This is a genomic window from Coleofasciculus sp., from assembly GCF_046565525.1.
Lineage (GTDB): Bacteria > Cyanobacteriota > Cyanobacteriia > Cyanobacteriales > Coleofasciculaceae > Coleofasciculus.
Window position 1 is genome coordinate 23,970 of record NZ_JBKHUP010000030.1, and the last position, 25,763, is coordinate 49,732.

A 25,763-nucleotide genomic window follows, 5' to 3' on the forward strand; every position below is an offset into this window, starting at 1 on the left:
AGGGGCGGGTTTTACCGATAACCTTTAGTCGTTATCTGATAACTTGACTAAACCCGCCCCTACCGAATGTTCCAGACTTAGGATGCTACGTCTGGAACATCCCCATCTCCCCTATCTCCCCTATCAACGGTGAAAAGTCACAAGCATTTACTGGTTCCACACTTCATCAATAGGCGGTGGTTCAGGGGGTAGGGGACGCGATGAAAGGGGCTTTTCGTTCGTTTCTGAGGACTGATTTAAGGTGTGCATCGGATTGTTACCCCGGATAGTTCCCACCCAATTATTTTGATTCTGGGGTGTCAAGGTGGATAAGGCATTGCCTCGATCGAGCAAATAACTCAGATGATGTAACCCTTCACACAATCGGTGTAAATGGGCGCAACGATACTCCGCCGCTTGCCAATCTCCAGCTTCTAGGGCTTCAGCGTATCCGCGCTGTAAAGCTCTAATGAGTCTGAGTTGGGTTTCAATGATGGGATAGTTTAGAGTCATTCCTTTAGCTTATGTTCACAATTTTACCTGGTACATACTCCCTGATGCGAGCTAATCGCTTTGGACTAGGTTTTTATACTGAACGTGGTTCTTACTCTTGAGGAAATACACGAATTTATCCCTCATCTCCTATCTCTCATCCTTTTCCCATGAGCGGGGTGTACTTCATCGGCTTGAGAACCACTATATTCTGACTCAATAATAACCCAACAACTATTGGTCATATCAATGATTTGATTAAAGTTATTTTATGGATAAAACATGGTAATTTTATGAGTCTCACCTGTTGCAGGAGAGACGAATACTGTAGGCGAGCGCTGGGGATATTACAAATAAGGGAGATCAAGTTCTGAAGGCTTTGGCTTAACTTAGGTGTATTTCATCGTTCATGACTTTATAGGTTATAGCCGGATAATTTTTATCAATTTATCCAAAAATTTAAAAATATCTGATCTATTCTTTGCTCAGAGTGATTTAATGCGGCATAATCAAGCAAGTGGGATGGCAAATCTACCATCTTTATTAATCTTAAACTTAATTTCTGATCTCGAATGCAGCGAGTTGTCTTTTGTGACTTCGACGGTACGATTACGGCAGTAGAAACCTTTGCCGGCATGTTAAAGGATTTTGCCCCTGAGTTATCTGCCGAAGTGATGCCCCAACTCTACACCAGACGGCTAACACTACGGGAAGGGGTACGCCGCATCCTGGAATCAATTCCGTCTTCGCGATATCCGGATATCCTTACCCATACCCAATCTAAACCGATTCGCCCAGGTTTGGTAGAATTACTTGATTTTCTCGACGATCGCGGCGTACCCTTTGTGGTTGTTTCCGGGGGATTGCGCGGTATGGTGGAGACGGTGCTGGGTCGAGAAAAGCGGGGAGGAACGTCGCTGCTCGAACGGGTGGCAGGGGTGTATGCCGTAGATGTGGATACGAGTGGTGATTACCTTCAGCCATTGTCCGAGTTTGAGGGGGATAGGGAACTGGTTGCCAAAGTTCAGGTGATGGCAAAATACCCCGCACAAGAACAGATTGCGATCGGGGATTCGGTGACGGATTTTAATATGGCATTGCACGCCTCTGTCGTCTTCGCCCGCGATCGCCTCAGCCAGTATCTCGATGAACGTCAAAAGCCCTACCTACCCTGGAATGACTTTTTTGATGTGCGTCAACAGCTATCCCAGCTTTGGGGGAAAACCTAAAGAATAGTAGGGCTGTAGGGGCGGGTTTTACCGATAACATTTTGGCACTGTCCCGAAACTTGACTAAACCCGCCCTTCTCAGGAAATAGGGGGAGAGAAGATTAAGTTTCAAAATGTAAAGTTTTATCAAATAAACTTTGCCAAAACTTTATTAAAAAGCCTGTTCAGCTTCATCGAATTAAAAAAATATTATTCGTATGATGAAATGGTTTACCTGAAAATTTACAAGTGCCAGTGGCATCATGCTCTACCAACAAAACGATCGCGTAAAAATAATCAAAGGTTCTCTCAAAGGTCATACAGGAAAAATCGCATCTTGTAGCCATGAAGGTAGCTATTTTATTGCCAGAGACTTAACCAATCAAAAAACCGATTCATCTAACCTATACGGACCACTTCTTGGCGACGAAATTTCACCATTAGCCTATTAAAGTGACCTCACTTAGACAAGGCGAAAACAGGGGGAGAAAAAAATCACCCCCTTTATAACTTGGATACTTTTTCCTTCTGCCCTGGAGCCCTGGAGCCTTCTGCGATAGAGTTCTAGCCAAGGGTTAATAGCTCAGGTTTAAATATCATCGCCAGACCAAAGAACAGCATGAATAGTCCGCCCACCAGTTTCAGCACTCTCCCTTGGTTTTCAGTGAGTCGAGTGGACTTAAACGAATAGATAAAGTTGCCTAAAATCGCCAACAGCGGAATAATGTAAATCACGGCATACAAACCTGTCCACGAGAGATGACACAAGCCAATCGTATCCGAGCAATACTGTAGCAGTGTTGTCATGTAAACAGCAGGCAGAATCGCTGTACAGCCAAGTTCGACAATATTGACGAAGACGGCTAATAAAACAGTCCCGGCTAATGCCGCGAGAAACATTTTGCGATCGCCTTTAGCATTTCTCAGATTTCTGACGATCTTTCCCGCTCGTTTATGTATCGTTGATTGTTGTTTTTCTGAGAGGGATAGGGAGATAGATTTTTTGAACCAAAAATAATCCTTGATATTGATCAAACCCGCCCCGGTAATCAGAATTCCCAGAATCAGCAGAAATTGAGTGCCATAGTTTTCCAGAAAGACTGAACCTGCCAAGACCATCAGCATGATAAATATAAAATACATCACCGCTGACGTGATAATAAAGGTTGTCCCCACCAAAGTCATATCCTTGCGACTGCGGGTATAGGTGAGTAACGACAACAGAATAACTAAAACTGTGAACGCACAAGGATTAAATCCATCGGCAAGGGCAATAGTAGAGACAAATAGGGGGAAGGGAAGCCCTTGGGCAAAGGTTTTAATTACAGCATCAGGCGTGAGGGCAAGAAACACAAATAGACTGACGATAGTTGTTGCCAGTAACCCGCCAATCCAATAACGTTTACCTTGTCGTTTCTCAAGTTGGTCTTTCAAAAACGGATAACTACATAGATACCAGAACGGGATTAAAAAGACTCGCCACGGGGGGCTAGTCTGTTGCTGAGTCGTTTGATCCGTTGTGGGTAAATTGAGTGGAGATCCGACTTCTGTTTCTATCGCCGCAATAATTTGGTTTTTGTAGCCGATATAAGCTTGATGAACCGAATTGTATTCCAAGGGTCCTTCGGCTTCACTATAGCCAATGAACATTTTTTCCCCAATCACCGTCCTGGGAACAGCGCCAGACGAGATTCCCCGGGCTTCTCGGAATTTCTGCCATTCCCTGGGATTGTCGTTGACCTCAATGGACGTAATGTCAACATTTTTATTGTGTTGATCAATATAGGTCATTAAGGGTTTTTGCTTGAGGCAATGGGGGCAGGTTTTGCTTTGAAAGAAATAGACATCCACGACATCATCGCCAGCTTGGGCAACGGACTGAAGAGAAGTCACGAATATCAGACCAACCATGATGATAAAGGACAGGATCACTCGGCGGTAAGATTTAACTATCATTTTTTAGCGTCCTTTTTACATGAGGAGAAATTTAGGAGACCATACTTCTACTGTAAATCCATCACCCAGAGAAGATCTGCCTTTAGAAAAAAGACGTAATAGTTCTATAGGGGTAGGGTATGAATGACGTTTGATCAGACTCAGCAGATTTCATGTTTGGGAAGGGTGAGATATTCTCCCTTCGTCTCAATCCTGAGTTTTCCTCGTATTTCCTCAGATAGATCAACCAGAGTTGTATATCTTTTGCCCAAGTCAAATGTGTTATTGATACAGCCTGATCCCAAAAGCGCTCAACACCCCTGGATGCCTATTGATCAGACACCTGCGATACCAACGATTTCAATAAACCTGCTTAATTGTAAAGCATTGTAAAGTTTAAATTTTGCCAAAATATGCCGAAAGATTGTCGTTAATAGCGTATGGTTTTTGCCAAAATACTGTATATCTAAGAAAAGTTAATTTTTGACTAAATTTGAAACGGAGGCATCACAATGGTTTACAAGCAGAATGAACTCGTGCAAATCACCAAAGGCTCTTTAAAAGGTCACACGGGAAAAATCGCTGCTTCCTGCCAGGAGGGAATCTACTTTATTCAAGGAAACTGGAATAGTCACGAAACAGGAACATCCAATTTATATGGACCCCTGTTAGTTGACGAAATTATGCCAGTGGCTAACTATTGATCTCCAACTGACGCCAATAGCAGTACAGGAGTGACGAATTGGTCATAGTTTCTTGATTACCTCGATTAATCTAAACATTGTCAGACCCTTCGATTTTTACAGATCGCGAAAAAGGTGCCACCTTAATCAGGTTGCACCTTTGTCATCGATTGAGAATCTTTACTGTTCCCCGTTCCCTATTTCCTTGTGCCTTGCTTTGGTCATTTTTGAGGACGAAACTGTTGCTCGACAATCTGTACCAGGGTTTTTTTGGGCAAGAGTCGCGACAGATTAACCAGCAAATGATTCTGCCACCGCCCTGTCACTACTGTACAATCATCAGTGTCTAGAGCCTTGAGAATTTCCTGCACCACTACCTCTGGGGAATCGGTTTTTTGCTGCTTTAAACTCTCAGGAGCAGATTGGTCAAAATTAGCCGCTGCGAAAAAACTTGTTTCCGTAGGTCCAGGACAAGCCGCCAGAATTTTAACACCCGTGTGCTGATTTTCTGCCCAAAGCGCCTCACTGAAACTGATAATAAAGGCTTTAGTCGATGAATAAATTGATAGATAAGGGAGCGGTTGAAACCCAGAAATTGAAGAGACGTTAATAATACTTCCAGAACCTCGTTGTTGCATCTGGGGGAGGAAGTGATGAGTCAAGTCTACCAACGCCAGGATATTAAGCTGAATCATTTTTAGCTGCTTCTGTCGGGAACTCTGACTAAAGACGCCATAGTCGCCAAACCCAGCATTATTAATCAGTAAATCGATGGTAATATTTTTCTGGTTGATCCTTTCAAAGACTTTCGAGGCAGCATCAGGTTCGGTAAGATCTTGGGGAATCACTTCTACTTGAATCCCATAAGTGGCTTGTAAGTCTTGGGCAAGTTGCTGTAGTTTGTCGTGGGAACGAGCGACAAGAACTAAATCTGTTTGGCGTTTAGCGAGTTCCTGAGCAAAGCTAGCACCCAGTCCTGCCGACGCTCCAGTAATTAAAGCAGTGGACATTATCCTCTATTGTTTTTAGAGATGTTTGGGTTTAAATTCTTAACTTAATTATTAGTTTAACGCATAAAACTTAAATTGAGAGTCAAGGAAGAAACTCAGAAGAAAAGAATATCTGACAACGGATTGTGGTTGATTTGAAAAATAGCAGCTATAATTGATAACTGGAAAAAATGCCTAATTTGATTTAGATTTAAAATGCCCCGATTGAACAAAAAATTTTCAGTTTTGGTCGTAGTATTGCTGACGGTTATATTTACTGTAGCCTGGGGAATGAACCGTCCAGTTACTGGAGACGATCAAACAGAGATTCTTTGGGATACTTGGGGCGTACCGCATATTTACGGGAATAATATAGAGAATCTATTCCAAGGGTTTGGCTGGGCGCAAGCGGCGAGTCATGGCAACCTGATTCTACAGTTATATGGACAGGCACGGGGTAAGGCAGCCGAGTATTGGGGTCAAGACTATTTGGACTCTGATAAGTATGTCCGAACCATGGGCATTCCCACTAGGGCGCAGGAATGGTACGAGGCGCAAGATCCAACGATGCGGCGTTATTTGGATAGCTTTGCGGCGGGGATTAATCGCTATGCCTCCGAACATGATGACCAAATTGACGATAAGGTCAAGGTGGTGTTGCCCGTGGATGGGGTGGATGTGTTGGCACATTTGCAACGGGTGACTCATTTTAACTTTGTGGTGAATCCCCAGCGCTTGGAATCGTTGAAATCGGGAGAGTCTCAAGCCGGTTCTAATGGATGGGCGATCGCACCGTCTCATTCGGCGAGTGGAAATGCCATGCTACTGGCGAATCCCCACTTACCCTGGTCGAATTTTTACCTGTGGTACGAAGCCCAGTTAACCGCCCCAGGAATTGATGCTTATGGGGCGGCGTTGGTGGGAATGCCTATGTTCTCGATCGCGTTTAATGATCACTTGGGTTGGACAGCGACAGTCAATACCCATCGGGGTTGGACGGCTTATCAACTCACTTTGGCTGATGGGGGATATGAGTTCGATGGGCAAGTTCGTCCCTTTGAAAGTGAAACCCAAACCCTGAAGGTGAAGCAGGAAAATGGGACAATAAAGGAAGAGGAACTGGTGATTCGGCGGTCGATTCATGGTGCTGTCGTCACACAACAAGAAGGGAATGCGATCGCGTTGCGGGTGGTGGGGTTAGATCAACCTCAGTTAATGGCGCAGTTGTGGGATATGGTGCGATCGCGTAACCGCCAAGAGTTTGAGACAGCCGTCGCCCGTTTACAACTGCCCATGTTTACTATCCTGTATGCTGACCGAGACGGGCATATTTTGCATATATTTAACGGTCAAGTGCCAGTGCGTTCTCAGGGAGATTGGCAATATTGGCAGGGTGTAGTTCCCGGCGATACCTCCGAAACCTTATGGACAAAGTATCATCCATATTCAGATTTACCTCGTATTCTTGACCCAGAAACGGGTTGGTTACAAAATGCCAATGATCCACCCTGGACAACCACATTCCCCCAAAGGATTAATCCTGATGATTATCCGCCCTATATGGCACCCCAATCGATGAATTTCCGCGCCCAGGGATCAGCGAAGATGCTGATGGCGGAGAATCCAATTAGTTTTGAGCAGATGATTGCTAAAAAATTCTCCTCGCGTCTAGAATTGGCAGATCGGATATTAGATGACTTAATTGCTGCAACACGACAGTCGGGGGATAAATTAGCCAATGAAGCAGCGAATGTCTTAGCCAACTGGGATCGACAGGCAAATGCAGACAGTCGGGGGACGGTTTTGTTTGCTACTTGGGTACAGTTAATGCCTAATAATAATCAGTTTGCCACAAGTTGGAACCCTCAATCGCCTCTGACTACTCCAGATAGTTTGGCAGATCCGGTGGCGGCGGTGAAGACTTTAGCAGGAGCCGCCGCTAGGGTTAAGTCGGATTATGGTAGGTTAGATGTCCCTTGGGGTGAGAGGGCGCGATTGAAGTATGGGGACGTGGATTTACCCGGAAGTGGGGCTTCTGGGCAGTTAGGCAGTTTCCAGGTGATTGATTTCGCACCGATGGATGAGACAAAGTTGCGATCAGTGGCTGGGGATAGTTATATTGCCGCGATCGAATTTTCTGATCCGGTTAAAGCAAGGGTACTCACGGTTTATGGCAATGCCACACAACCGGGTTCTGGGCATATAGGGGATCAGTTAGCCTTGTATGCAAGGCATGAATTGCGACCCGTTTGGCGGACTCGTCAGGACATCGAGGCGCATCTGGAATCCCGGACGGTGTTTTAGGGTCAATGGTACGCTTCTGTCAGCCTTTTTGGATCGCTTCCACCCTTGATACACCGTAGGGTGGGCATCGCCCACCAGCCAAAATTTCAGTACCATTCGTTTTAGACTCTGAAGCTTTATCGTTTAAGTCATAGGAAAGGGTTGAATTTGATACCTAAATTAACCAATAAATGTCATTGGGGGGTAGGGTAAGCTGTTGCTAGAGACGCGATCGCGCAAGGTTTTAGATGCAATTGATATACACCTGAAATATAAGAGATGAGGAAGAAGTATGAACTTTAGTTGGATTTAATATTTTTGCTAAAATTTGATAATTTTTCTGATAACTGTACGGCTAGAGTTCCTTTTATTCAAACAGCAATTAATCGCTATCAAATTTTGGGCTGATAGCAGCCTGCTCTGCCTCGACACAGACTGTTTTGTGCCACTCCTGCTCTATATGTCCTCGCAGAGCCTCCGCACTGGGCATATAGGTTATATTGCCATACTTGTCAAATTCCATCGGTTCTACTAGCCAGTAAAATTGTTCTAACTTGACTCGCATGAAATCCCTTGGTCTCGGTACACCGAATTGGGCAACATACTGACAACCATGGGCATCATAGAAGGTACAGATTTGGGGTCGCTCAGGCTTACCAAAGATTGAGCATCGATTTTCCAGCAAATGCTGACAACGTGTCTGCACAATAACGAACCAATCTCCATCACTCACTCCAATCTCAATGCCAGGAAATCCGAGGACAAATTGCAAGTAATCGAGGTTCACTCTGGTTGTTGGCATAGCTTGGGGAAAAACCAAGTATTTACAGCAGAATGCACTACAGTCAGTACATGGATTAATTAGAGACTTATAGGAATATCCTGTCTCTACAACTTCTTGCTTGGAAGCTTCATAAGCTGCTTCGTAGAGCCAGCGCTCGAAAACAGGATCTTCTTCATCGAAATCTTCATCAAATTCCTCAGTTAGAGGCAGTTTTTCAAATATTGAGCATATCGTTGCCCAGTCAGGGATACCAACAATATTATGATCTTCATCAAAAGTCAATTGTTCTACCAGAGCCTCTATCCGAGTTCTATTGAGACGTAGGAATGACTCATGAACATTTGGCCCAATAACTCGCTTATACCAACAAGAATAGGGACTATAGTGAGCACAAATACTTGGTCGCAATTCATCTCCGTAAATAGAGCAAAGACCCTTTTCGCGATTGAGAAAGCGGCATGGGTAACGGTAGTAAACTCCCCATTCTCCCGTTGCACTAAGACCTAATTCGATGCGCGGAAAGTTGAGGAGGTAAAGTGCATGGTCAAGTTCGCGTATGTTCGAGACATTGAAGGTGTGGAGCGGTAAGTATGAACAACACGGGGCACTACAGTTATCACAGGGATACTCCTGTCTGATCTGGTCAAGTGTCAGCAAACGACCAGAGGGAGAAGGTTGAGTTTCAATTTGGCTAGTCTTTAGAGGCGCTTGAGATTGCGGCAAAGATCCGGTGATGGGAGATTCAGGCTGGCTACTCTTTATCTTTTTCTTTTTATTCATCTGGTTTATCATTAGGTTAGTATGTAATTAGGTTGGTATGTAAGCTTCAATCAGTGATTGAATAAAGATATTCTAAAAGAGGGTTTTCGACGTTTTCGTATACAACTTCGTGAAATCTGTCACCTTGGCGTACACGCAAAATCACATAGTTGCCACCTTCGACAGAAATTCTTTGTAACTGAGGTTGGTCGAAGAATTTCCCTTGCTCAAGTTGAGAATATAAAGTTTGAATTTCATCTTTCGAGAGAATCTTTGTTGGTTGTGATGGTAACGGCTGGTCAAAAGTGATTTCAAAAGACGGATTTTGACCAGAATGCTGGACAGCGAACAGTCTGCCATCTTGGTTGAGTTCCCAGCGATAATTGTTGCGAGGATTCTTTGAGGCAGCTATGTAATAATAACTCACGATCACGTTGTCAGGAACTGCCTCACTTAAGATTGCCGTTAGACGTGGATCATAGTCTTCTGGCAATTGGTCAAAGGTTTCGATATTGGTCACTTCTTTTGCCTCTAGTCGAAGTTCTTGTGGTTGGTATTTAACATTATTAGAGGAAACATTATAAGTAGGAGCTGATATTTCTTGAATTTCTGCTTTACTATTACTCATACTCGAAGATATCTCACCTTGACAGCTCGCTGCCATGACAGATATCGAAACAAATGTAAGCACAAGCACCGCATAATTCTTTATAGCTGATCTTTGCCAATTATCTTTTCTACAGTACAACTTTACAATTAGCATCTTATCCCTCACCTTGGAACTGCCAATCAGCGTGTTTAAAGGGAACTTTTGGTACTGCGGCTGCTTGAGTTAGTTGAGCCAGTCCATCCCAAAGAGTGACGTAATGGTGCGGACGAATATCATTGCCACCATTCATCAGGCTGGCACTGTCTGCAACTATTGTAGCCTGCACATCAGCATACTGTTTTCCGAAGGCTTGCATAGTCAAAGCATAGTGAGTGGTTTTAGTTCCAACTGGTGCACCTCCACTTATATACTCATCACCAAGACCCAGCATGTGACCTGCCTCGTGTTCAAGAGTAGTTTGAACGTTTTGCCATCCCTTAGGAAGTGCAGCAGCAATTTCTGCTTTATCCCAAGCTGGAGTAGCAGCGGCACCAGCATCACCAACTCCTTGTTTTCGGATTTGATGATAGGTTGCTCTGCCCTCTCTTAATATCTTGAATACTTCGTTGGCACGCTGTTTCGATAATCTTGTAGCTTGTTGTTCTGTAGCTCTCTTCTGAGCTTTAGTTGCCTTAGGTGCGTGTACTACCTGCTGGTGATGACCAGTAATTATCAACTTAAATCTTGGGTTCTTAATCCGACGAAGGTACGTCGCCATAAACTCAACTTTCCCTTTGTCGGCTGCTTTGATGGCAGATGAACCAGCGGCAAATTGAATTGGCGTTGGTGTGACGTTAGCTAAAGCAGCAAGTTCAGCTTTACCTGTTGCCGGATTAAACGCTGGTTGTGGTCTTGTATCACTAGCTTCAAATCTGGCTTTACCACTTTGATTTCCTCCCACACCAACTGCACTAGTAACACCTACTGGATGATTCTTATTGACAGTGATGTTAAAGTGGGGGTTTTTATTATCTTGCTTAACCTTCACCCGAACTCTAACCGGATTGAGTTTTTTCCAGATACTTTGTGGTTCACGCACATTAACGAATTTATACTGATTAGACCATCGATTCTGAACGACCCTAATAAATGTCCTTTCAAAAGCTCGCTTAGTGTGTTTATTCCACTTTGCAGCCCCTACAACGTTATTTTTGAAAGTGAAGCTTACCCTAATCGTTGCGTCAAGCCGATGGGATCGAGGTCTATAAGCAAGTGCAAATTTTCCGTTTCTGTTTATTATGAACGGATCTTTCTTGAAAGTCTTACCACGGAACTTAGGATAGTCGGTTTTTGCCTGTAGATACTCAGCATCCCAAAGGGTGATATAACCATATGTGTGAGCACCAGCGTATTTACTATCCTCAGCTTTAACCTTAACTCGAACTTTATCTGCTCCTTTCTTAATTGCAGCACCAGGGGTGATCAAACCGTTAGCATCAACCTTTGTGCCAAACGCTGGGCCGTCAATAGTCCATCTAATTTTTGCACCACCAGCAATACGCCCAGAATAGTTGACTGTTGCTTGAGAGGTAGTTTTGCTATCAGCAGGAATCTCGCTTGGTGAAAATTTCATTCTGCTCACGCTAACACCATTGCTACGCCTACGTTGAATAATTGCACCTGGTGTTGAACTCGGACGACCATGCAAATGGGAAAAAGCAGCAGCCTTTGATGAGGCTAACTGGCTCATGGAGAGACTATTTGTTGGTACTGGCAGGGTCTTTGGATTGGATGAGGGTAATCGCTGCACCGCCCTACTATCACTATTTTGCTGCTCCACATGCGCCAACTCATGCGCTGTCAACTCATTATTCCCCGGTGACTTAAGAGCCCCGAAATAAACATCACTCCCATGAGTAAACGCCTGTGCGCCCAACTCCTGATTCATCTGCACCGCTTCACCACCCGTATGCACCCGCACTCCACTAAAATCAGCACCAAAGCGCGGTTCCATAAACCCTCTCACGTCCTCCGATAACGGAGAACCTCCACCCTTAGACGCATTCAAACGACTCTCTAAATCCCCAGATGCCTGATTTCCATCTATTTGAGCTGCCCGTTGTACCATCTGCCCCATTTGCACAGGCGGATCAATTCGCCTTTGTACCACAGGTGTAATTGACTGCGCTCTTTGCCATATTTGATTGGGGTTATTGGTGTCCAACCGACGCTGAACGGACGCTGAACTATCAGGAGGCGCTGACATTGACATCACCTGAGATGCTACTCGGTCAGCTTCTTGCTCGTAAGCATCTCCTGGCGCTCCTATAGTCAACTTGGTTTGAATGCCAATTTCCTCTAAGTCTTTCCCTGCTTCTCCCGCCTGTTCCTCCTCTTCTTTGGCACAATCAGCACATTGGCGTTGAATCGGGTTTTCTGAGACTGGGGCAAAAGCTGTTCCCATCTGAGGAGTAGGAGTTTGTGTTGTGGGTGGGGCGACATCAAACCGGGCTGTCCATGGTGATTCAGATTTACGCTGTACTGTTGACCCTTCGGCTTGCTCCTGTTCCTTGGCTTGAAGTCCTCGCATCACATTCGCGGCGAGTCTATCGGCTGATGCTCTGGAATAGTCCCCGATTTCTTGGGGTGGGGCAGATGTCTGGTTGGGTTTGGGTTGAATTGAAAAATGTCCCAATTTACCAGGGCTTTTACCCTTTTTCTGTACCTTCGCAGGAGTCCAGGATGAATTTTTCTTTTGTACAGGTTTATACTCCATGATGCCGCCTCAGTTGCCCGATAATGTAAGGATTGGAGCCGATTCCCTCAAGAATCCTGGGTGATTCTCCGAGAAGCCAATACCTGTCCATTCCGAGAAAACGCCGGAAAGCGGCTTGACCTAAGACATCTTGAGTTGTGGCTAAATTATAAACTATTTTGTCTAAACCGAATTCAACCGGAAATATGTTTTAACATAAGAGCCATCCAACCGGAGCAAGGGGAGAGATTGTTGAGTTTGGCGGTAAGCGAAGCTATCCCGGAGGGAATCGCTCTTCCTAACCAACTTAATTATTACCCGCTTTCACGCTCCCAACGGACGATAAACTTTAACACTATTAAAACATATAAACATGTATGGATATTCCCACACCAATCACCTGGTATCAAGCCAACTTTCACTATCTCCAGATAGCCGTTAATCAAGTTCGTCAGGTATTAGAAGATTACATCGCTTACCAGCAAAATCAGCCCAACTTAGCCAAATTGGAAACGAGGTTATCCCCAGATGCCGCAGCCCTTCTCGACTATGCACCACCAGCCCTAGATAAACTCTGCGCTTTATTTCACCTCTCCCCATTTGACCGCTATATTCTCTTATTATGCGTTGGCATGGAGCTGGATAGTGAGTTTGAAGTCTTATGTGCCAAAATTAACGGCAATCCTAAACGAAATTATCCGACACTTAATTTAGCGTTATCCACGTTTAGCCAGACTCATCTGAGCATTCTTTCCTCCCAATCTCCATTACACCACTGGGAACTGGTTGAAATGGTGGAAGGATTACCCTTTACTCAATCGCCTCTACGCATTAATCGGCGCATTCTCTGTTATCTGTTGAGTGAACCTTGCATCGATAAGGAATGGGCAGGTATTCTTGTACCTGTACCGCCCTCATCTTCAACTTCTCTCCCCCCTTCGTATCAAAAAATCGCTGACAAAATTATCGCCACTTGGTCTAAGTCTTTAGCAACTTCTGACCATCCCGTTGTCCAGTTATGTGGTTCAGATTTAGCCGCGAAACAATCCATTGCCACCGTTGCCTGTAGCGCATTAGGGTGGAGTCTTCAGATGATATCAGCATCTGTTGTTCCATTTAATCCTAATGAACTGTATCAGTTAAAGCAACGGTGTTTCCGGGAAGCTTTATTAAACCACAGTTTCTTGTTTCTAAATGCTGATGAGATGAATCCAGGTGATCCTCGGCGAGAGTGGGCAATTGCTGAGTTTGTTGAACAATTACAAGTGCCATTAATTTTCAGCACCCAGGAACGACAACCGCAACATCAACGCCCGATGATTACCTTAGATGTGGGTCAACTGACTCATGCTGAACAACGAGATATCTGGAAATCCCATCTCGGTTCACTGACAACAGAACTGAATGGACAACTTGATACCCTAGTCTCCCAATTTAATCTCAACGCAGCAACAATTAAAGCTGCCTGTTTATCGCTGAATAATAGGGACTATACACCCACACCAACGGATGAACAGCCTGATGATGAACAAAACAATAAAGAACTTGAAAAAACGTCCTCATCCTCAACCCGCCGTCGCTCATCGAAAACTCAAAAATCTCAACCTAAAATAGAAAGTAATTCATCTCCCCTGCAAACTCACTTATGGGATTTCTGTAAGGTTCAAGCGCGTCCCCGTTTAGATGATTTGGCGCAACGGATTGATGCTGTAGCGACTTGGGAGGAGTTGATTCTACCTGACTTGGAAAAAAAGACGTTACATGAAGTTTCGACTCATGTTCAACAACGAGCGAAGGTTTATCAAGAATGGGGATTCGCGGGAAAAGGCGGGCGTGGATTAGGGATTAGCGCTCTTTTTTCCGGACCAAGTGGAACTGGGAAAACCATGGCGGCGGAAGTGTTGGCAAAGGAGTTAAGCCTTGACCTTTATCGAATTGATTTGAGTGCGGTGGTGAGTAAATATATTGGTGAAACGGAGAAGAATTTGCGACGAATCTTTGATATTGCGGAAACCAGTGGGGCGATTTTATTGTTTGATGAAGCGGATGCTTTGTTTGGTAAACGAACGCAAGTTAAAGATTCTCATGATCGCCACGCCAATGTGGAAGTGAGTTATTTATTGCAACGAATGGAAGCCTATCAAGGATTAGCAATTTTGACGACAAATTTGATTGAAGCCTTAGATCAAGCGTTTATGCGTCGAATCAATTTCTCGGTTAAATTTCCCTTTCCAAATGCCGACGATAGATCCGCGATTTGGCAGCGCATTTTTCCCCAAGAAACACCGACTCAGAAATTAGAGATGCAAAAGTTGGGCAAGTTGAATATGGCGGGGGGAAATATCCGCAGTATTGCTTTAAATGCGGCGTTTATTGCGGCTGATGCGGGTGAACCTGTGATGATGAAACATATTTTACAAGCGACGAAAAGCGAATGTCTTAAGTTGGGGAAAATTTTAACCGATTCCGAAGTCAGGGGCTGGGTTTAAGTTGAATGGCACGCTCCAAGGCTGGTGGGCAGTGCCCACCCTACGGTATATTAAGGGTGGAGGCGATCCAAAAATGCTTATAGTGCCATTAAGCTTAAGTCAGTACCATTCAGTTTAAGTTGATGTTGGTTTATCGTATAGGCTGGGTTTTCTGTGCGATCGCGTCCCAAACTTTGACCTAATACCTAATATGCATATAATACACAAAATGTCAACTCTGGCAATTTAGCTGTGCCAATTTTTGGGTCATCGAACCCCTTTCCGGGCATACCTCTATATTGATTGCTCCATCATCTCTTGCCAACAGCCATGGCGAATCTACTCATTATCGAATCAGGCGGTAAGGTCAAAAAACTCAAATCCATTCTCGGTGCTGGCTGGACGGTTAAAGCCAGTATGGGTCATGTTCGGGAATTAGCTGATGATGGTCAAGATTCTCTAGGGTTTGATTTGGAGGGTTCCCACATCCACTGTCGCTATGTTCCTCGCAGTTCACAAGCCAAGAAAATCTTATCGGAGTTGCGCTCTGCTGTCCGCCAAGCCGACCGAATTTACCTAGGGACTGACCCAGACCGAGAAGGAGAAACGATTGGTTGGCATTTGACCGAAGAATTACGATTGAAGCATCCCCTGCGGGTGACTTACACAGAGATTACTAAATCCGCCGTAGAACGCGCGATCGCACATCCGAAAACCATTGACTCAAACCTTATCGCCGCCGGACGTGCTAGGGATTGTTTGGATAAATTGGTGGGATATAAAGGGAGTCGATTAGTTTGGCGCTTGAATAACGGCTGCAAGTCCATGGGACGAGTGCAGAGTGCTACCTTACATCTACTGGTGAAGCGAGAACAAGAGATTCTGGCATTTAAACCCCAGGATTATTGGGTAGTGTGGGTAGAATATCAGGAGGGATTTAAAGCCCTTTTCGCGGGTCGAACTCAGCCGCCCCAGAATTCTAGGAACACGAAGAATCAGCCGGATGATACGGGAGAAGATCATCCAGTATCGGAGGGGAAGCGGGTACTCTCTCAGGACGAGGCGGATCAATTAGTCACAATCGCGCGTTCTCATTCCCATCATGTCGTCACAGTAGAGGGGAAGACAGTTAAACAATCTCCCCCCGCCGCATTTACAACTTCTACGCTTCAGCAATCTGCCGGTGCTAAACTCAAGCTGAATCCAGAAGTGACGATGAAAATTGCCCAAAGCCTCTATGAAGCTGGGCATATTACCTATATGCGGACGGATTCCGTGGCGTTGTCTCCAGAGTTTTGTCGAGGGGCAAAGCAGTGGCTTTTGCAGCATGACCCAGATAATGTACCCTCTAGAGTAGCCTCCCATCGCTCTAAATCCGGGGCGCAAGAAGCCCATGAAGCGATTCGTCCCACTCATGTTGAACGCACACCAGAGCAATTATCGGTTCAACTCCCCAGGGATGAGGCAAAACTGTATGATTTAATTTGGAATCGCGCGATCGCAACCCAATGCTGTCAAGCTCAATTATCCAAAACTCGCATTATCACCCAATCGGGGGATGTATTTTGGGAAGCTAGGGGACAGGTGTTAATCATACCGGGCTATACTCGCTATTGGAATAATATTGCCGCCGATTCCCAATTACCACGGGTACAGCAGGGTCAACCGCTTACCTTAGATAAGGCAGGTGCGGATAAGAAACAGACGCAGCCGCCACCCCGTTACAGCGAACCCAAACTGGTGCAGGCGATGGAACGTTCCGGAATTGGTCGTCCTAGCACCTATGCGCCGACAATTAAGACGTTGAAAGCGCGTAACTATGTTCAGTTAAGTAAAGGGAAATTGCAGCCAACCCAACTGGGGATGGAATTGGATGTATTTTTGGCACAGGTGTTACCTGATCTGATTCAGCCAGAATTTACGGCTAAGATGGAATCGGATTTAGATGCGATCGCGTCAGGTAAATTGGATTGGGAGTGTTATTTGACGGGGTGGAATCGGGATTATTTTGCTCCCGCGCTCAACTCGGCGTTTGCCCAAGTTCCAGAGATATCCAGTCAAACTCACTCTACCCCGAAAGGTGAATCGAAACGGCGTCCGAGAACGGAATCCACGGATTATCCCTGTCCTAAATGTCAACATCTGATGACTAAGGTGTTTTCTCAGTCTCAGAAGCTGAAAGCGGATCATTTCCTCAGTTGCGATAATCGCCAAGGGGGATGTGGGGTGGTAATGTTTTGGAATGCCAAGGCTGGGGAGTATGAGTTACCGCGTTCAGATCGCCCTGCACCGAAAGCGAAGCCAGCCAAGCCAGCCAAGCCAGACAAGTTAACGGAGTATGCTTGTCCGAGTTGTGGGAAGCCGTTGGAGTTGTATGAATATGAGAAAGAGGGTGAGTCTAAGAAGATGCTGCGTTGTGCGAATCCCAAGTCTCGCCAGGGGAAATGTAAAAATGTGGCTTATTTTTGGACGAAAAAGGGGACGTTTTGGAGTCCCAAGTTTGGGGAAGTGAAAACGTGATGGATGATGGCGATGCAGGGCTTGCTGTATTAAGGTGAAAACTATACAATACAAGGGTTTCAATCCATTTTTCGACAAAAACTGCTTTCGTTTTGACACCTAGATGGGCGATAAGCTTATTTTTAGTTTGTCCAAAGTCGCAAATTAAAGTGACATACCCCCGCCTCCGGTCATTACTGTTTCTCCAGTGGGCTGCGAGAATCCTGGTGATGGCTCGATAGTAACAAAAATTGAAGAGTCTCCGTTTGGCTTAGGACGTTCCCAACTCAGCAGCTTAGTGATGCCTTGGGTAACCTATACTGATCCAGAAATTGCACATGTGGGAATGTACGAACATGAGGCTCAGGAAAAGGGGATTGAGGTCAATACGATCAAGATTCCGTTTAGTAGTGTAGACCGCGCGATCGCAGATGGTGAAGAAGATGGATTTGTTAAGATTCATCACCAGAAAGGTTCCGATACAATTTTGGGAGCAACCATTGTCGCTCGTCATGCAGGTGAGATGATTAGTGAAGTGACTACAGCGATTGTGAATAAGGTGGGTTTGAGTGGGTTATCGGGTGTAATTCATCCCTATCCAACTCAAGCTGAAGGCATTAAGAAAGAAAGCAGCGGATGCTTATCGCCGTACACTGCTTACACCAACCTCGAAAAAAATCTTGGGATTGCTCACTAAGTTGTCTTAACGCTTTTTATCGAATTCTTGAGGACTATTAAAGGAACATTTCACTGTTTAGGTATAGTTAGGAGTTGATAAAAGCCCGATGAATAGCGATCGCCGAATTCCAGTTGTATTACTCTTGCTACGACTGAGTGTGTTTCTGGTCATGCTGATGTGGACTTTAGATAAATTTGTGAACCCTGACCATGCCGCCGCAATTTTCCAGAATTTTTATTTGATTGGTGGATTGAGTAATGTGCCAATTTACATCATTGGGGGGATTCAGCTTATAATTATTCTGGGATTTGTAGCAGGTTTCCAAAAGCGGTGGACTTATTTGTTAGTGCTATTTTTCCATTCTGTTTCCACCTTCTCATCTTTTCGGCAATATTTCGCTCCCTTTGAAAATTTGCTATTTTTCGCGGCTTGGCCCATGCTTGCGGCTTGCTTTGCCCTTTACTATCTCAGAGATTTAGATATCATCTGGACAGTTGATAAAAATTAATTATCTTTACCCCTCTCATCCACTCGTCATTGAGGGAGAATATGTTTACTTTACGATTCACCTTGGGGAATCGGGTATTACACCAACAACGAGCTTGTGTTTCCGGTTCGCAATCAGGATGAGCTGATGCTTCATCCGAAAGCCATTATTAGCTATGTGTGGGAACCAGATAATCAAACCCCAAACAATCGCTTTTCTGGTATCAGTCATCAGTTTCCTCACCAAGAACTCAAGCAAGTGGGTACACAGATTGTAGATTTCAATGGTCGGCAAATTAGTGCCCGTTGGGACAATGAACTGGAAACCGTTATTGTTGAAGAACTAGATGGAACCCCTATTCCCAGTTCGACGGCATTTGCTTTTGTGTATCCAGCATTTTTTACTGAGTAAGTGAGGTATAAACTTCAACTAATAGTCGCTCACTTTAGGGGCCACCAGGATACTTTATCCCTAGTCGCACTGTAGACTTCCTTTAACCCTTCTGGATCAGCAACGCGCACGATATCGCTAGAGGTATCCTTGGCGGTTGGGGAGGCTAATAATCCAACTTGTTGCATTCCCTTGAGTACCTGTTCTACGGTACGATGGTTAAGCTGACTGGCATGAGCAATCACATCCACAGGCAGATCAAATACATAAACACCATTGGCATCCGGTTGATTCCCTAGCGATCGCTCCTGATACACCAAGGCTCGCAACAGCGCCGCAACAGCTTGAGGGGGATAGGTGCTGCAATTGAGTAAATGGTACTGAAACTTCTCCCGCAACTCAAACAGCAAATCGTAGCGATCGCGAAATGTCTGGTTTTCTTTATAAATGGACTCAATCACGTCCAAGGGAATCTGGAATACATCTGTAGTTTTATAGGCTTCCACCAAACTCGGAAAGGATCTCGACACCTGTCCATAGCTAAATGCCAAGTTCCTCATCCCAAAACAACCACCGGGATAGCTAATGGATATCACCCGATCTAACGGCGTACTGCGAGTAATCACCGGTCCGCCATTGACAATTACATACAGGAAATCCAAGGAAACGCCGGGACGAAAGGCGGTATAGACGGGACGACTAGAGTAAAGCTTTTCTCCCTTGAGATCTAAGGTTTTCAGATAATCACCCAACCAGTCGGCGTCTAATTCCTTAAATAGGTAATTACTCTGGAGTCGTGTTGTCAAGTCAGATTTAGGCGGTTTGGCTGCTTTTGCCATCTCTTAATCCGGGCTGCACATATATTACCAGCTTACCCAGCCTGCTCTTAAAATAGAAATTGATTGAAATTCATTTGAAATTCATTTGGCATCCCATCCCTAGTTCTCACCTAGAGGCGACCCGCTTCCACAAATGAACAACGAACGGGAGTCCGCTTAATTAACTCGGGTCGCCCTATCTATGCTCAACTTCCGCTGAACATGGTACGTAACCGTCCCGGAAGATTGCGGTGGTCTAAATCTTGATGGCGAAGCAGCTTTAACAACGGTTCTGGTACATTGGTACTGAGATTAATCTGCAATTGGGGACCCGAAAGGGCGAGTTGAATAATAATCTCATCGGGAATTTCCAATTCCGTAATCGGTTGACCATTCTTGTACGTCCCATTGTTGCCAAAATTAATCAGTTTCCATCGGTTCCCCACACACCGCAGTTCTAGATGGTAACGCGAGACAACCGAACTCCGTAGCACAATATGGTTATCCGCACATCGCCCAATTTTAATAATCGGTTGATCGGTAAAGTGCCATTGTTGAATTGGCACACTATAAGACGGTGATCGCAGTGATACCGTAATAACATTTGGAGCAAGATTTGCCCCAGACAAAGATTTATGATTCAATTGATGCACCCCTAAAAATCAAAACTTGATAGTTAGTTTAATAATGACATGCCCAAGAGGGATCGCAAAGAGGGATCTTAAAGTTGGATCGTATAGTGCAATTCACTTCCAGGACATGGCTTTTCGGGTAAACGTGACGAGAAGTCCCAGATATTCCGTGACTTCCCCTGATCTCCCGCTAAGAAAGAGAGTTTTACCGACAGAGTACGCGATCGCAAGAGCGATATTGCTGTTGGTTATCACCTGAAATAGGCTTAATCCACAATTGAGCTAGGAGGCTCACTATCACTAATTCGATAGCTGATATCTTCAGTTTACAGAATCTGACCGAGTTTTTCACACCGTGTTATTACGGAGCCAGTCCAAACGCCATTGGAGTGAATTCCCCGATGCTAAAATACCCGTCCAATAATCAAAATCGAAGGAAAAATTTCTCCGCAATTGTAACAAAAGCTACCAAATCATCTCTGACTTAAGCAGAATGTCGCTATCCTTAGACGCCAGGAAATAAATGATCCTATTGGCTTGCTTCCCTCCCCTCCCAGGGGAGAGCTAGGGAGGGGTCTGACCCCCCATTAAATAAATTTCATAATAAATTAGTAATACGCGCCGACAAAGCTGTAAATCAACCCAAACAGAACCAGCCACGTCAAAACAGTATAGATCCAATCTCGCTGTCGGATAAACATCATGCAGGAAAAAGCAACTCGGAGAATCGGAGTAGCAATGAGAACCAGTAATCCCAATTGAATAATACCCCGACGGCGACCGGACAACACCCCTTGGATGACACCAACAGGCGAGCGAAATTCAGCAGGTTCTCCTTGAAACATCCGGTAATTCACCGGTTCAAATCCGTGGCGAATTAAATAAAGAATTCCCCCCACCAAAACGAGACTGCTTGACAAAATTACGCCATAGTTCAGCAGATTACCAATCCACTGTTCAAGTTGTAGCGGATTAGCGGATTCCGTCGCCGATTCTTGATCATTAACCTGAAAATTACGGGATAAATCCGTTATCTCATATCCCTCTAAACCGTTATCATTTCCGGCGACATCGCCACATTCCTCCTTTTCTGAAACTCCTTTACCCTCTGACTTCTGTCTCACCTTTCGTTCACAGGTAGAATTCGCGATCGCAGGTTCGGGTTTCAGCAACTTGAAATTAACTCGATTCATTTTATCCCACCCCGATAAAACTCTGGTAGATCATCTTAAGCGCCATCACTAAAAGTACCAGACTAAAGACGATTCTCAAAATCTCTGTCTTGGCGCCGATAAGAACATTTGCCCCCAATAAAGCACCCGGTAATACCCCCAATATTACAGGCATTGCCAATCCAGGGTCAATATAACCCCTACTTAAATAAACTCCGGCTGACGCCGCCGCCGTTACCCCAATCATAAAATTGCTGGTAGTGGTAGACACTTTAAACGGTAAACCCATGACTTGATCCATGGCTAGCACTTTAAACGCCCCCGAACCAATACCCAGTAACCCCGATAATACGCCAGCAACCATCATCACACCAAAACCCATGGGAATAGAATTAGCGTGATACATCATCAATCCATCAGGGGTGGGATACGTTCCATTAAGTTTCAGATAAGTAGCCAGGGAATCAGGGGATTCAGGGGTGTCCGGCTTGGGTTGATTTTGCCAGGAAAAGTAGGCAGAATAAATCAGTGCGATCGCTAACACCAATGTCAAGGCTTTAACCGATACATAAGCGGCAATCAAGGCACCCATAATAGCACCCATTGTGGTGGCGACTTCCAGAAACATGCCAATTCGCAAATTAGCATAGCCTTTTTTTAAATAAGAAGAAGCTGCACCGCAAGACGTAGCAATCACTGACACCAAAGACGCACCCACCGCATATCGGATATCTACCCCAAATACGGACACCAAAAAGGGAACAATAACCACACCACCCCCTAAGCCAGTAATTGCGCCTAAAAAACCAGCGGTGAATGATCCCGCCCAAACCAGTACAGAAAATTCTAGAATATTCATAGGTTATTTGGTGGTTGTTCCAGACGTAGCATCCTACGTCTGGAACACAATGGGTTATCAGGTAGCAAATGTTGCAATTTTGGAGTTTAACCGGATTATGAAATAGGTATTCTAGTTTTTTTCAAGACGCTTGATAAATCATCGACGTCAACGCTGGAAACGCCTTCACATCCTTGGGTTTAACAAACACCTGCTGACCGGGCTTTAGATTAAGTGTATCAAACTGTTCGCGACTCAAATGTGCCACAATCGTTTGTTCATCCATAAAGGCTAACTCAACTTGAATTTCCCAGCCCAAATGAATAACCCGTTTGACGATAGCCGGTGACGTAACTCCATTAGCCGAGGTTTGTACCTGAATATCATGGGGACGAACAAACATCTGAGTTTTTATCGCCGTCATATCATTATTTCGGAAAAGATGGGCGGTACTCGGTAGCACATTCACTGGACCAATAAAACTCATCACAAACGCATTAGCCGGATGATCATAAATTTGGTCAGGGGTGCCAATTTGCTCAATTCGTCCTTGATTCATCACCACAATTTCATCCGCCACTTCCATGGCTTCTTCTTGATCATGGGTAACAAAAATACTGGTAACGTGAACCTCTTCATGTAACCGCCGCAACCAAGCCCGAAGTTCTTTCCGCACCTTAGCATCTAAAGCACCAAAAGGTTCATCTAAAAGCAGTACCTGCGGCTGTACCGCCAAAGCCCGCGCCAATGCGACTCGCTGGCGTTGACCCCCCGACAATTGAGACGGATAGCGATCGCCTAATCCTTGCAACTGGACTAACTCTAATAATTCCTCAACCCGTTGCTTGACAAATCGTCGGGGACGCTTACGAATTTCTAGACCAAAGGCAATATTTTGGCGAATGGTTAAATGTTTAAATAAGGCATAATGCTGGAACACAAAACCAATATTACGCCGACTGACATCTAAATGGGTTGTATCCTGACCATTAATTACAATTGACCCACTATCCGGAGGTTCCAATCCGGCGATCGCCCGTAACAGTGTAGATTTCCCGGAACCCGATGGACCCAAGAGCGCCACCAAACTCCCTTCTTTTACCGTCAAATTGACTCGATCCAAGGCAACAAAATTACCAAACTGCTTAGAAACCTGTTCAACAATGATGCTCATAATAACTCCTGTCTTTTGTTCTTTGTCCTTTGTACTTTGTGTCCGAATGACCAATGACGTTGAGGGTTGGGCGAAGCATTCGTGAATGAAGGTTTTTTGCTTCGGACAAGGTTGGCTGCACGAATGCTTCTCCCCTACACAAATCATGACTAATGACTAATGACTAATGACCAATGACCATTTGACCAATGACCCCTTAATGATGAACCGGACGGCTTGTATTGCGCTCTAAAATCTCCTTGACAATCAGCGTCACAAATCCTAAAAGTGCCAAAATTGCCGCTGCACCAAAGGCGGCTTGGGTTTGATAATTTTTATAGGCTTGCTCCACAAAAATAGGTAACGTTTGAGTCCGACCTAAAATGCCACCAGAAACTACAGCAACCGCCCCAAATTCCCCCATCGCCCTAGCATTAGTTAGCAAAATACCATAGAGTAAACCCCAGCGAATATTGGGTAAAGTGACACGCCAGAAAATTTGCCAGTCATTCGCCCCCAAGATACGCGCCGCTTCTTCTTGATCTGAACCCATATCTTCCATCACTGGAATAACTTCCCGCGCCACAAACGGTAACGTAATAAAAATTGTCGCCATTGCCATTCCAGGTATGGCAAAAAGAACGTTGATGTCTAAACTATTGAGTAGCGGCGCAAACCAGCCATTTCGTCCATAGAGTAAGACAATCATTAAACCCGCAACAACTGGAGAAATGGCAAAGGGTAAGTCAAGAATACTAATCAGTAAAGCACGTCCACGAAACTGATTACGGGCAATTACCCAAGCCGCACAGAGTCCAAACACCGTATTTAAAGGTAACGCGATCGCAGCCATAATCACAGTCATGCGGACAGCGTGTAAGAATTCCCGACTCCCCATCGCGGCGAACAATTCACCAATCCCTTGATGAAAGGCTTCATAGAACACAGCTAAGGCGGGAATGAATAAAACAAGGAACAGATAACCTAACGCGATCGCGATTAACAATTGTGTTTGGGGGTGAGTTTTACGATTCTCATTTTTTGTCACCTTAATGTTACCAAACTCGCCCCCCTTTTCCTTAATGGAGACACGAGAAAACAAATTACGCAGCATAACGACGCCCCCATTGTTGTAGTCCGTTAATCACCAGCAGCAACAGTAATGAACCGACAAGTAAAACTGTACCAATTACAGTGGCTCCCCCATAGTCGTATTGTTCTAACCGTTGAAACACAAGTACTGGCGCAATTAAATCTTGGAAAGGAATACTCGATGAAACAATCACCACAGAACCATATTCTCCAACCGCCCGCGAAAAACCCAGCGCTACCCCCGTCAGAATGGGTGGAACTAGGGGAGGAAGTAAGACTCTGAAAAAGGTTTGATAGCTAGATGCACCCAAAGACCAAGCCGCTTCTTCGATTTCTTTTTCCATCTCTTGCAAAACGGGTTGTAAAGTTCTGACAATAAACGGAAGCGAGATAAATACCATTGCCACAAATACACCCAAGCGAGTGAAAGCAATTTTGATGCCAAATGGAGCAAAGAATTGTCCAATCCAACCTTTATCACTGTAAACAGTAGCTAACACTAATCCAGCCACTGAAGTTGGGAGCGCAAAAGGCAAATCGACCGCCGCATCAACGAATTTTTTACCGGGGAAATCATGGCGGACTAAAACCCAAGCCACGAGAGTTCCCATCACACCATTTATCAGGGCGGCGAGGAGAGCGGTAACGAAGGTAACATTGTAAGCCGAGCGAGCCACGTCAGAAGTGGCAATCCGCCAAAACTCTGAGACTCCTAGGCTGAGGGACTTGCTCATCAATGCCGCGATCGGCAGTAATAAAACTAGACTGAGGTAAACGAAAGTGATCGTCCAGGGTATAGAAATGGTGGCAATTTTATGCCGCCCCCAGGTGGTTAAAGATTGAAAATAATCCGCTGAATTAGTCATGGGAGGTTGAAGATTTATGATATTTCTCCAGGTAAGAAATGGGAACAACAATGAACCACAACAGAGGAGCTAACACGATAATGAGCCAAGATAAACGTAATTCCTCAGTCGATAAGTCAGTTTCTTGCTGAAACGCTTTCAAGTAAACGGCAAAACAGTAGAGGGCGACAGAACTGTAAAATCCTAGGAAAACAATCATGATAGTTTTAATAC

General features: G+C 44.9%; 21 protein-coding genes and 3 pseudogenes. 9 read left to right on the forward strand and 15 right to left on the reverse strand.

Annotated elements, in window-relative coordinates:
* Positions 1-147: 147 nt before the first annotated feature.
* A complete protein-coding gene (locus tag ACLGGO_RS12895; protein WP_446337145.1) occupies positions 148-492 on the reverse strand; it encodes a hypothetical protein in 345 nt (114 codons plus the stop codon).
* A gap of 551 nt (positions 493-1,043) precedes the next feature.
* Here ACLGGO_RS12895 and ACLGGO_RS12900 point away from each other — a divergent pair.
* Positions 1,044-1,700 carry an HAD-IB family phosphatase gene (locus ACLGGO_RS12900; protein WP_446337144.1) on the forward strand — a complete coding sequence of 219 codons (657 nt, stop codon included), beginning with the start codon at positions 1,044-1,046 and terminating at the stop codon, positions 1,698-1,700.
* A 242-nt stretch (positions 1,701-1,942) separates the two neighbouring features.
* Positions 1,943-2,131 carry a hypothetical protein gene (locus ACLGGO_RS12905; protein WP_446365070.1) on the forward strand — a complete coding sequence of 63 codons (189 nt, stop codon included), beginning with the start codon at positions 1,943-1,945 and terminating at the stop codon, positions 2,129-2,131.
* A 112-nt stretch (positions 2,132-2,243) separates the two neighbouring features.
* Here the strand turns inward: ACLGGO_RS12905 and ACLGGO_RS12910 are convergent, their stop codons facing one another.
* Complete coding sequence (locus tag ACLGGO_RS12910) at positions 2,244-3,635, reverse strand: glutaredoxin family protein (protein ID WP_446419613.1); 1,392 nt, start codon at positions 3,633-3,635, stop codon at positions 2,244-2,246.
* A gap of 491 nt (positions 3,636-4,126) precedes the next feature.
* On the opposite strand from ACLGGO_RS12910, the gene ACLGGO_RS12915 reads away from it, so the two are divergent.
* Positions 4,127-4,318 carry a hypothetical protein gene (locus ACLGGO_RS12915; protein ID WP_446337142.1) on the forward strand — a complete coding sequence of 64 codons (192 nt, stop codon included), beginning with the start codon at positions 4,127-4,129 and terminating at the stop codon, positions 4,316-4,318.
* A gap of 200 nt (positions 4,319-4,518) precedes the next feature.
* On the opposite strand, the gene ACLGGO_RS12920 is transcribed toward ACLGGO_RS12915, so the two are convergent.
* Positions 4,519-5,307 carry an SDR family NAD(P)-dependent oxidoreductase gene (locus tag ACLGGO_RS12920; protein ID WP_446419614.1) on the reverse strand — a complete coding sequence of 263 codons (789 nt, stop codon included), beginning with the start codon at positions 5,305-5,307 and terminating at the stop codon, positions 4,519-4,521.
* A gap of 195 nt (positions 5,308-5,502) precedes the next feature.
* Between ACLGGO_RS12920 and ACLGGO_RS12925 the strand changes: the two genes are divergently transcribed.
* Positions 5,503-7,590 (forward strand): acylase, encoded by a 2,088-nt coding sequence (locus ACLGGO_RS12925; protein WP_446419615.1) that lies wholly within the window; start codon positions 5,503-5,505, stop codon positions 7,588-7,590.
* A gap of 361 nt (positions 7,591-7,951) precedes the next feature.
* Here the strand turns inward: ACLGGO_RS12925 and ACLGGO_RS12930 are convergent, their stop codons facing one another.
* The 4 genes and pseudogenes from ACLGGO_RS12930 to ACLGGO_RS12945 all read right to left on the reverse strand — a co-directional run bounded on the left by ACLGGO_RS12930 (position 7,952) and on the right by ACLGGO_RS12945 (position 12,477).
* Positions 7,952-8,635 carry a hypothetical protein gene (locus tag ACLGGO_RS12930; protein WP_446419638.1) on the reverse strand — a complete coding sequence of 228 codons (684 nt, stop codon included), beginning with the start codon at positions 8,633-8,635 and terminating at the stop codon, positions 7,952-7,954.
* A gap of 111 nt (positions 8,636-8,746) precedes the next feature.
* Positions 8,747-9,145 (reverse strand): annotated as a pseudogene (locus ACLGGO_RS12935) (YkgJ family cysteine cluster protein); the annotation flags it as partial.
* 34 nt (positions 9,146-9,179) lie between these two features.
* Positions 9,180-9,740 carry a hypothetical protein gene (locus ACLGGO_RS12940; protein ID WP_446419616.1) on the reverse strand — a complete coding sequence of 187 codons (561 nt, stop codon included), beginning with the start codon at positions 9,738-9,740 and terminating at the stop codon, positions 9,180-9,182.
* 136 nt (positions 9,741-9,876) lie between these two features.
* The gene (locus ACLGGO_RS12945) at positions 9,877-12,477 is read right to left on the reverse strand and encodes an eCIS core domain-containing protein (RefSeq protein ID WP_446419617.1); all 2,601 of its coding nucleotides are present in this window, start codon (positions 12,475-12,477) and stop codon (positions 9,877-9,879) included.
* A 356-nt stretch (positions 12,478-12,833) separates the two neighbouring features.
* Between ACLGGO_RS12945 and ACLGGO_RS12950 the strand changes: the two genes are divergently transcribed.
* The 5 genes and pseudogenes from ACLGGO_RS12950 to ACLGGO_RS12970 form a co-directional block, all read left to right on the forward strand.
* Positions 12,834-14,945 (forward strand): ATP-binding protein, encoded by a 2,112-nt coding sequence (locus tag ACLGGO_RS12950; RefSeq protein ID WP_446419618.1) that lies wholly within the window; start codon positions 12,834-12,836, stop codon positions 14,943-14,945.
* Positions 14,946-15,254: 309 nt separating this feature from the next.
* Positions 15,255-17,444 carry a type I DNA topoisomerase gene (gene topA / locus ACLGGO_RS12955; RefSeq protein ID WP_446419619.1) on the forward strand — a complete coding sequence of 730 codons (2,190 nt, stop codon included), beginning with the start codon at positions 15,255-15,257 and terminating at the stop codon, positions 17,442-17,444.
* A 238-nt stretch (positions 17,445-17,682) separates the two neighbouring features.
* Positions 17,683-18,130, forward strand: a pseudogene (locus tag ACLGGO_RS12960) (FAD-containing oxidoreductase); the annotation flags it as partial.
* A gap of 78 nt (positions 18,131-18,208) precedes the next feature.
* Positions 18,209-18,610, forward strand: coding sequence for a hypothetical protein (locus ACLGGO_RS12965; RefSeq protein WP_446419620.1), 402 nt, complete (start codon positions 18,209-18,211; stop codon positions 18,608-18,610).
* Positions 18,611-18,682: 72 nt separating this feature from the next.
* Positions 18,683-19,000, forward strand: a pseudogene (locus ACLGGO_RS12970) (hypothetical protein); the annotation flags it as partial.
* Positions 19,001-19,029: 29 nt separating this feature from the next.
* Here ACLGGO_RS12970 and ACLGGO_RS12975 read toward each other — a convergent pair.
* From ACLGGO_RS12975 to ACLGGO_RS13010, 8 genes are all read right to left on the reverse strand, one after another.
* Positions 19,030-19,818 carry a Crp/Fnr family transcriptional regulator gene (locus ACLGGO_RS12975; protein ID WP_446419621.1) on the reverse strand — a complete coding sequence of 263 codons (789 nt, stop codon included), beginning with the start codon at positions 19,816-19,818 and terminating at the stop codon, positions 19,030-19,032.
* 185 nt (positions 19,819-20,003) lie between these two features.
* Positions 20,004-20,441, reverse strand: a complete 438-nt coding sequence (locus ACLGGO_RS12980) for an FHA domain-containing protein (protein WP_446419622.1) — start codon at positions 20,439-20,441, stop codon at positions 20,004-20,006.
* Between the two features lie 596 nt (positions 20,442-21,037).
* A complete protein-coding gene (locus ACLGGO_RS12985) occupies positions 21,038-21,622 on the reverse strand; it encodes a DUF1634 domain-containing protein (RefSeq protein WP_446419623.1) in 585 nt (194 codons plus the stop codon).
* Between the two features lies 1 nt (position 21,623).
* Positions 21,624-22,460, reverse strand: coding sequence for a sulfite exporter TauE/SafE family protein (locus tag ACLGGO_RS12990; RefSeq protein WP_446419624.1), 837 nt, complete (start codon positions 22,458-22,460; stop codon positions 21,624-21,626).
* A 121-nt stretch (positions 22,461-22,581) separates the two neighbouring features.
* Positions 22,582-23,613 carry a sulfate/molybdate ABC transporter ATP-binding protein gene (locus ACLGGO_RS12995; RefSeq protein ID WP_446360926.1) on the reverse strand — a complete coding sequence of 344 codons (1,032 nt, stop codon included), beginning with the start codon at positions 23,611-23,613 and terminating at the stop codon, positions 22,582-22,584.
* A gap of 196 nt (positions 23,614-23,809) precedes the next feature.
* On the reverse strand, positions 23,810-24,706 hold the full coding sequence (gene cysW / locus ACLGGO_RS13000; RefSeq protein WP_446419625.1) for a sulfate ABC transporter permease subunit CysW: 897 nt from the start codon (positions 24,704-24,706) through the stop codon (positions 23,810-23,812).
* Positions 24,696-25,550 carry a sulfate ABC transporter permease subunit CysT gene (gene cysT / locus ACLGGO_RS13005; RefSeq protein WP_446419626.1) on the reverse strand — a complete coding sequence of 285 codons (855 nt, stop codon included), beginning with the start codon at positions 25,548-25,550 and terminating at the stop codon, positions 24,696-24,698. The genes cysW and cysT overlap by 11 nt, the downstream gene beginning before the upstream one ends.
* Positions 25,543-25,749, reverse strand: a complete 207-nt coding sequence (locus ACLGGO_RS13010; RefSeq protein WP_446360920.1) for a hypothetical protein — start codon at positions 25,747-25,749, stop codon at positions 25,543-25,545. Before ACLGGO_RS13010 ends, cysT begins: the two co-directional genes overlap by 8 nt.
* Positions 25,750-25,763: the final 14 nt, after the last annotated feature.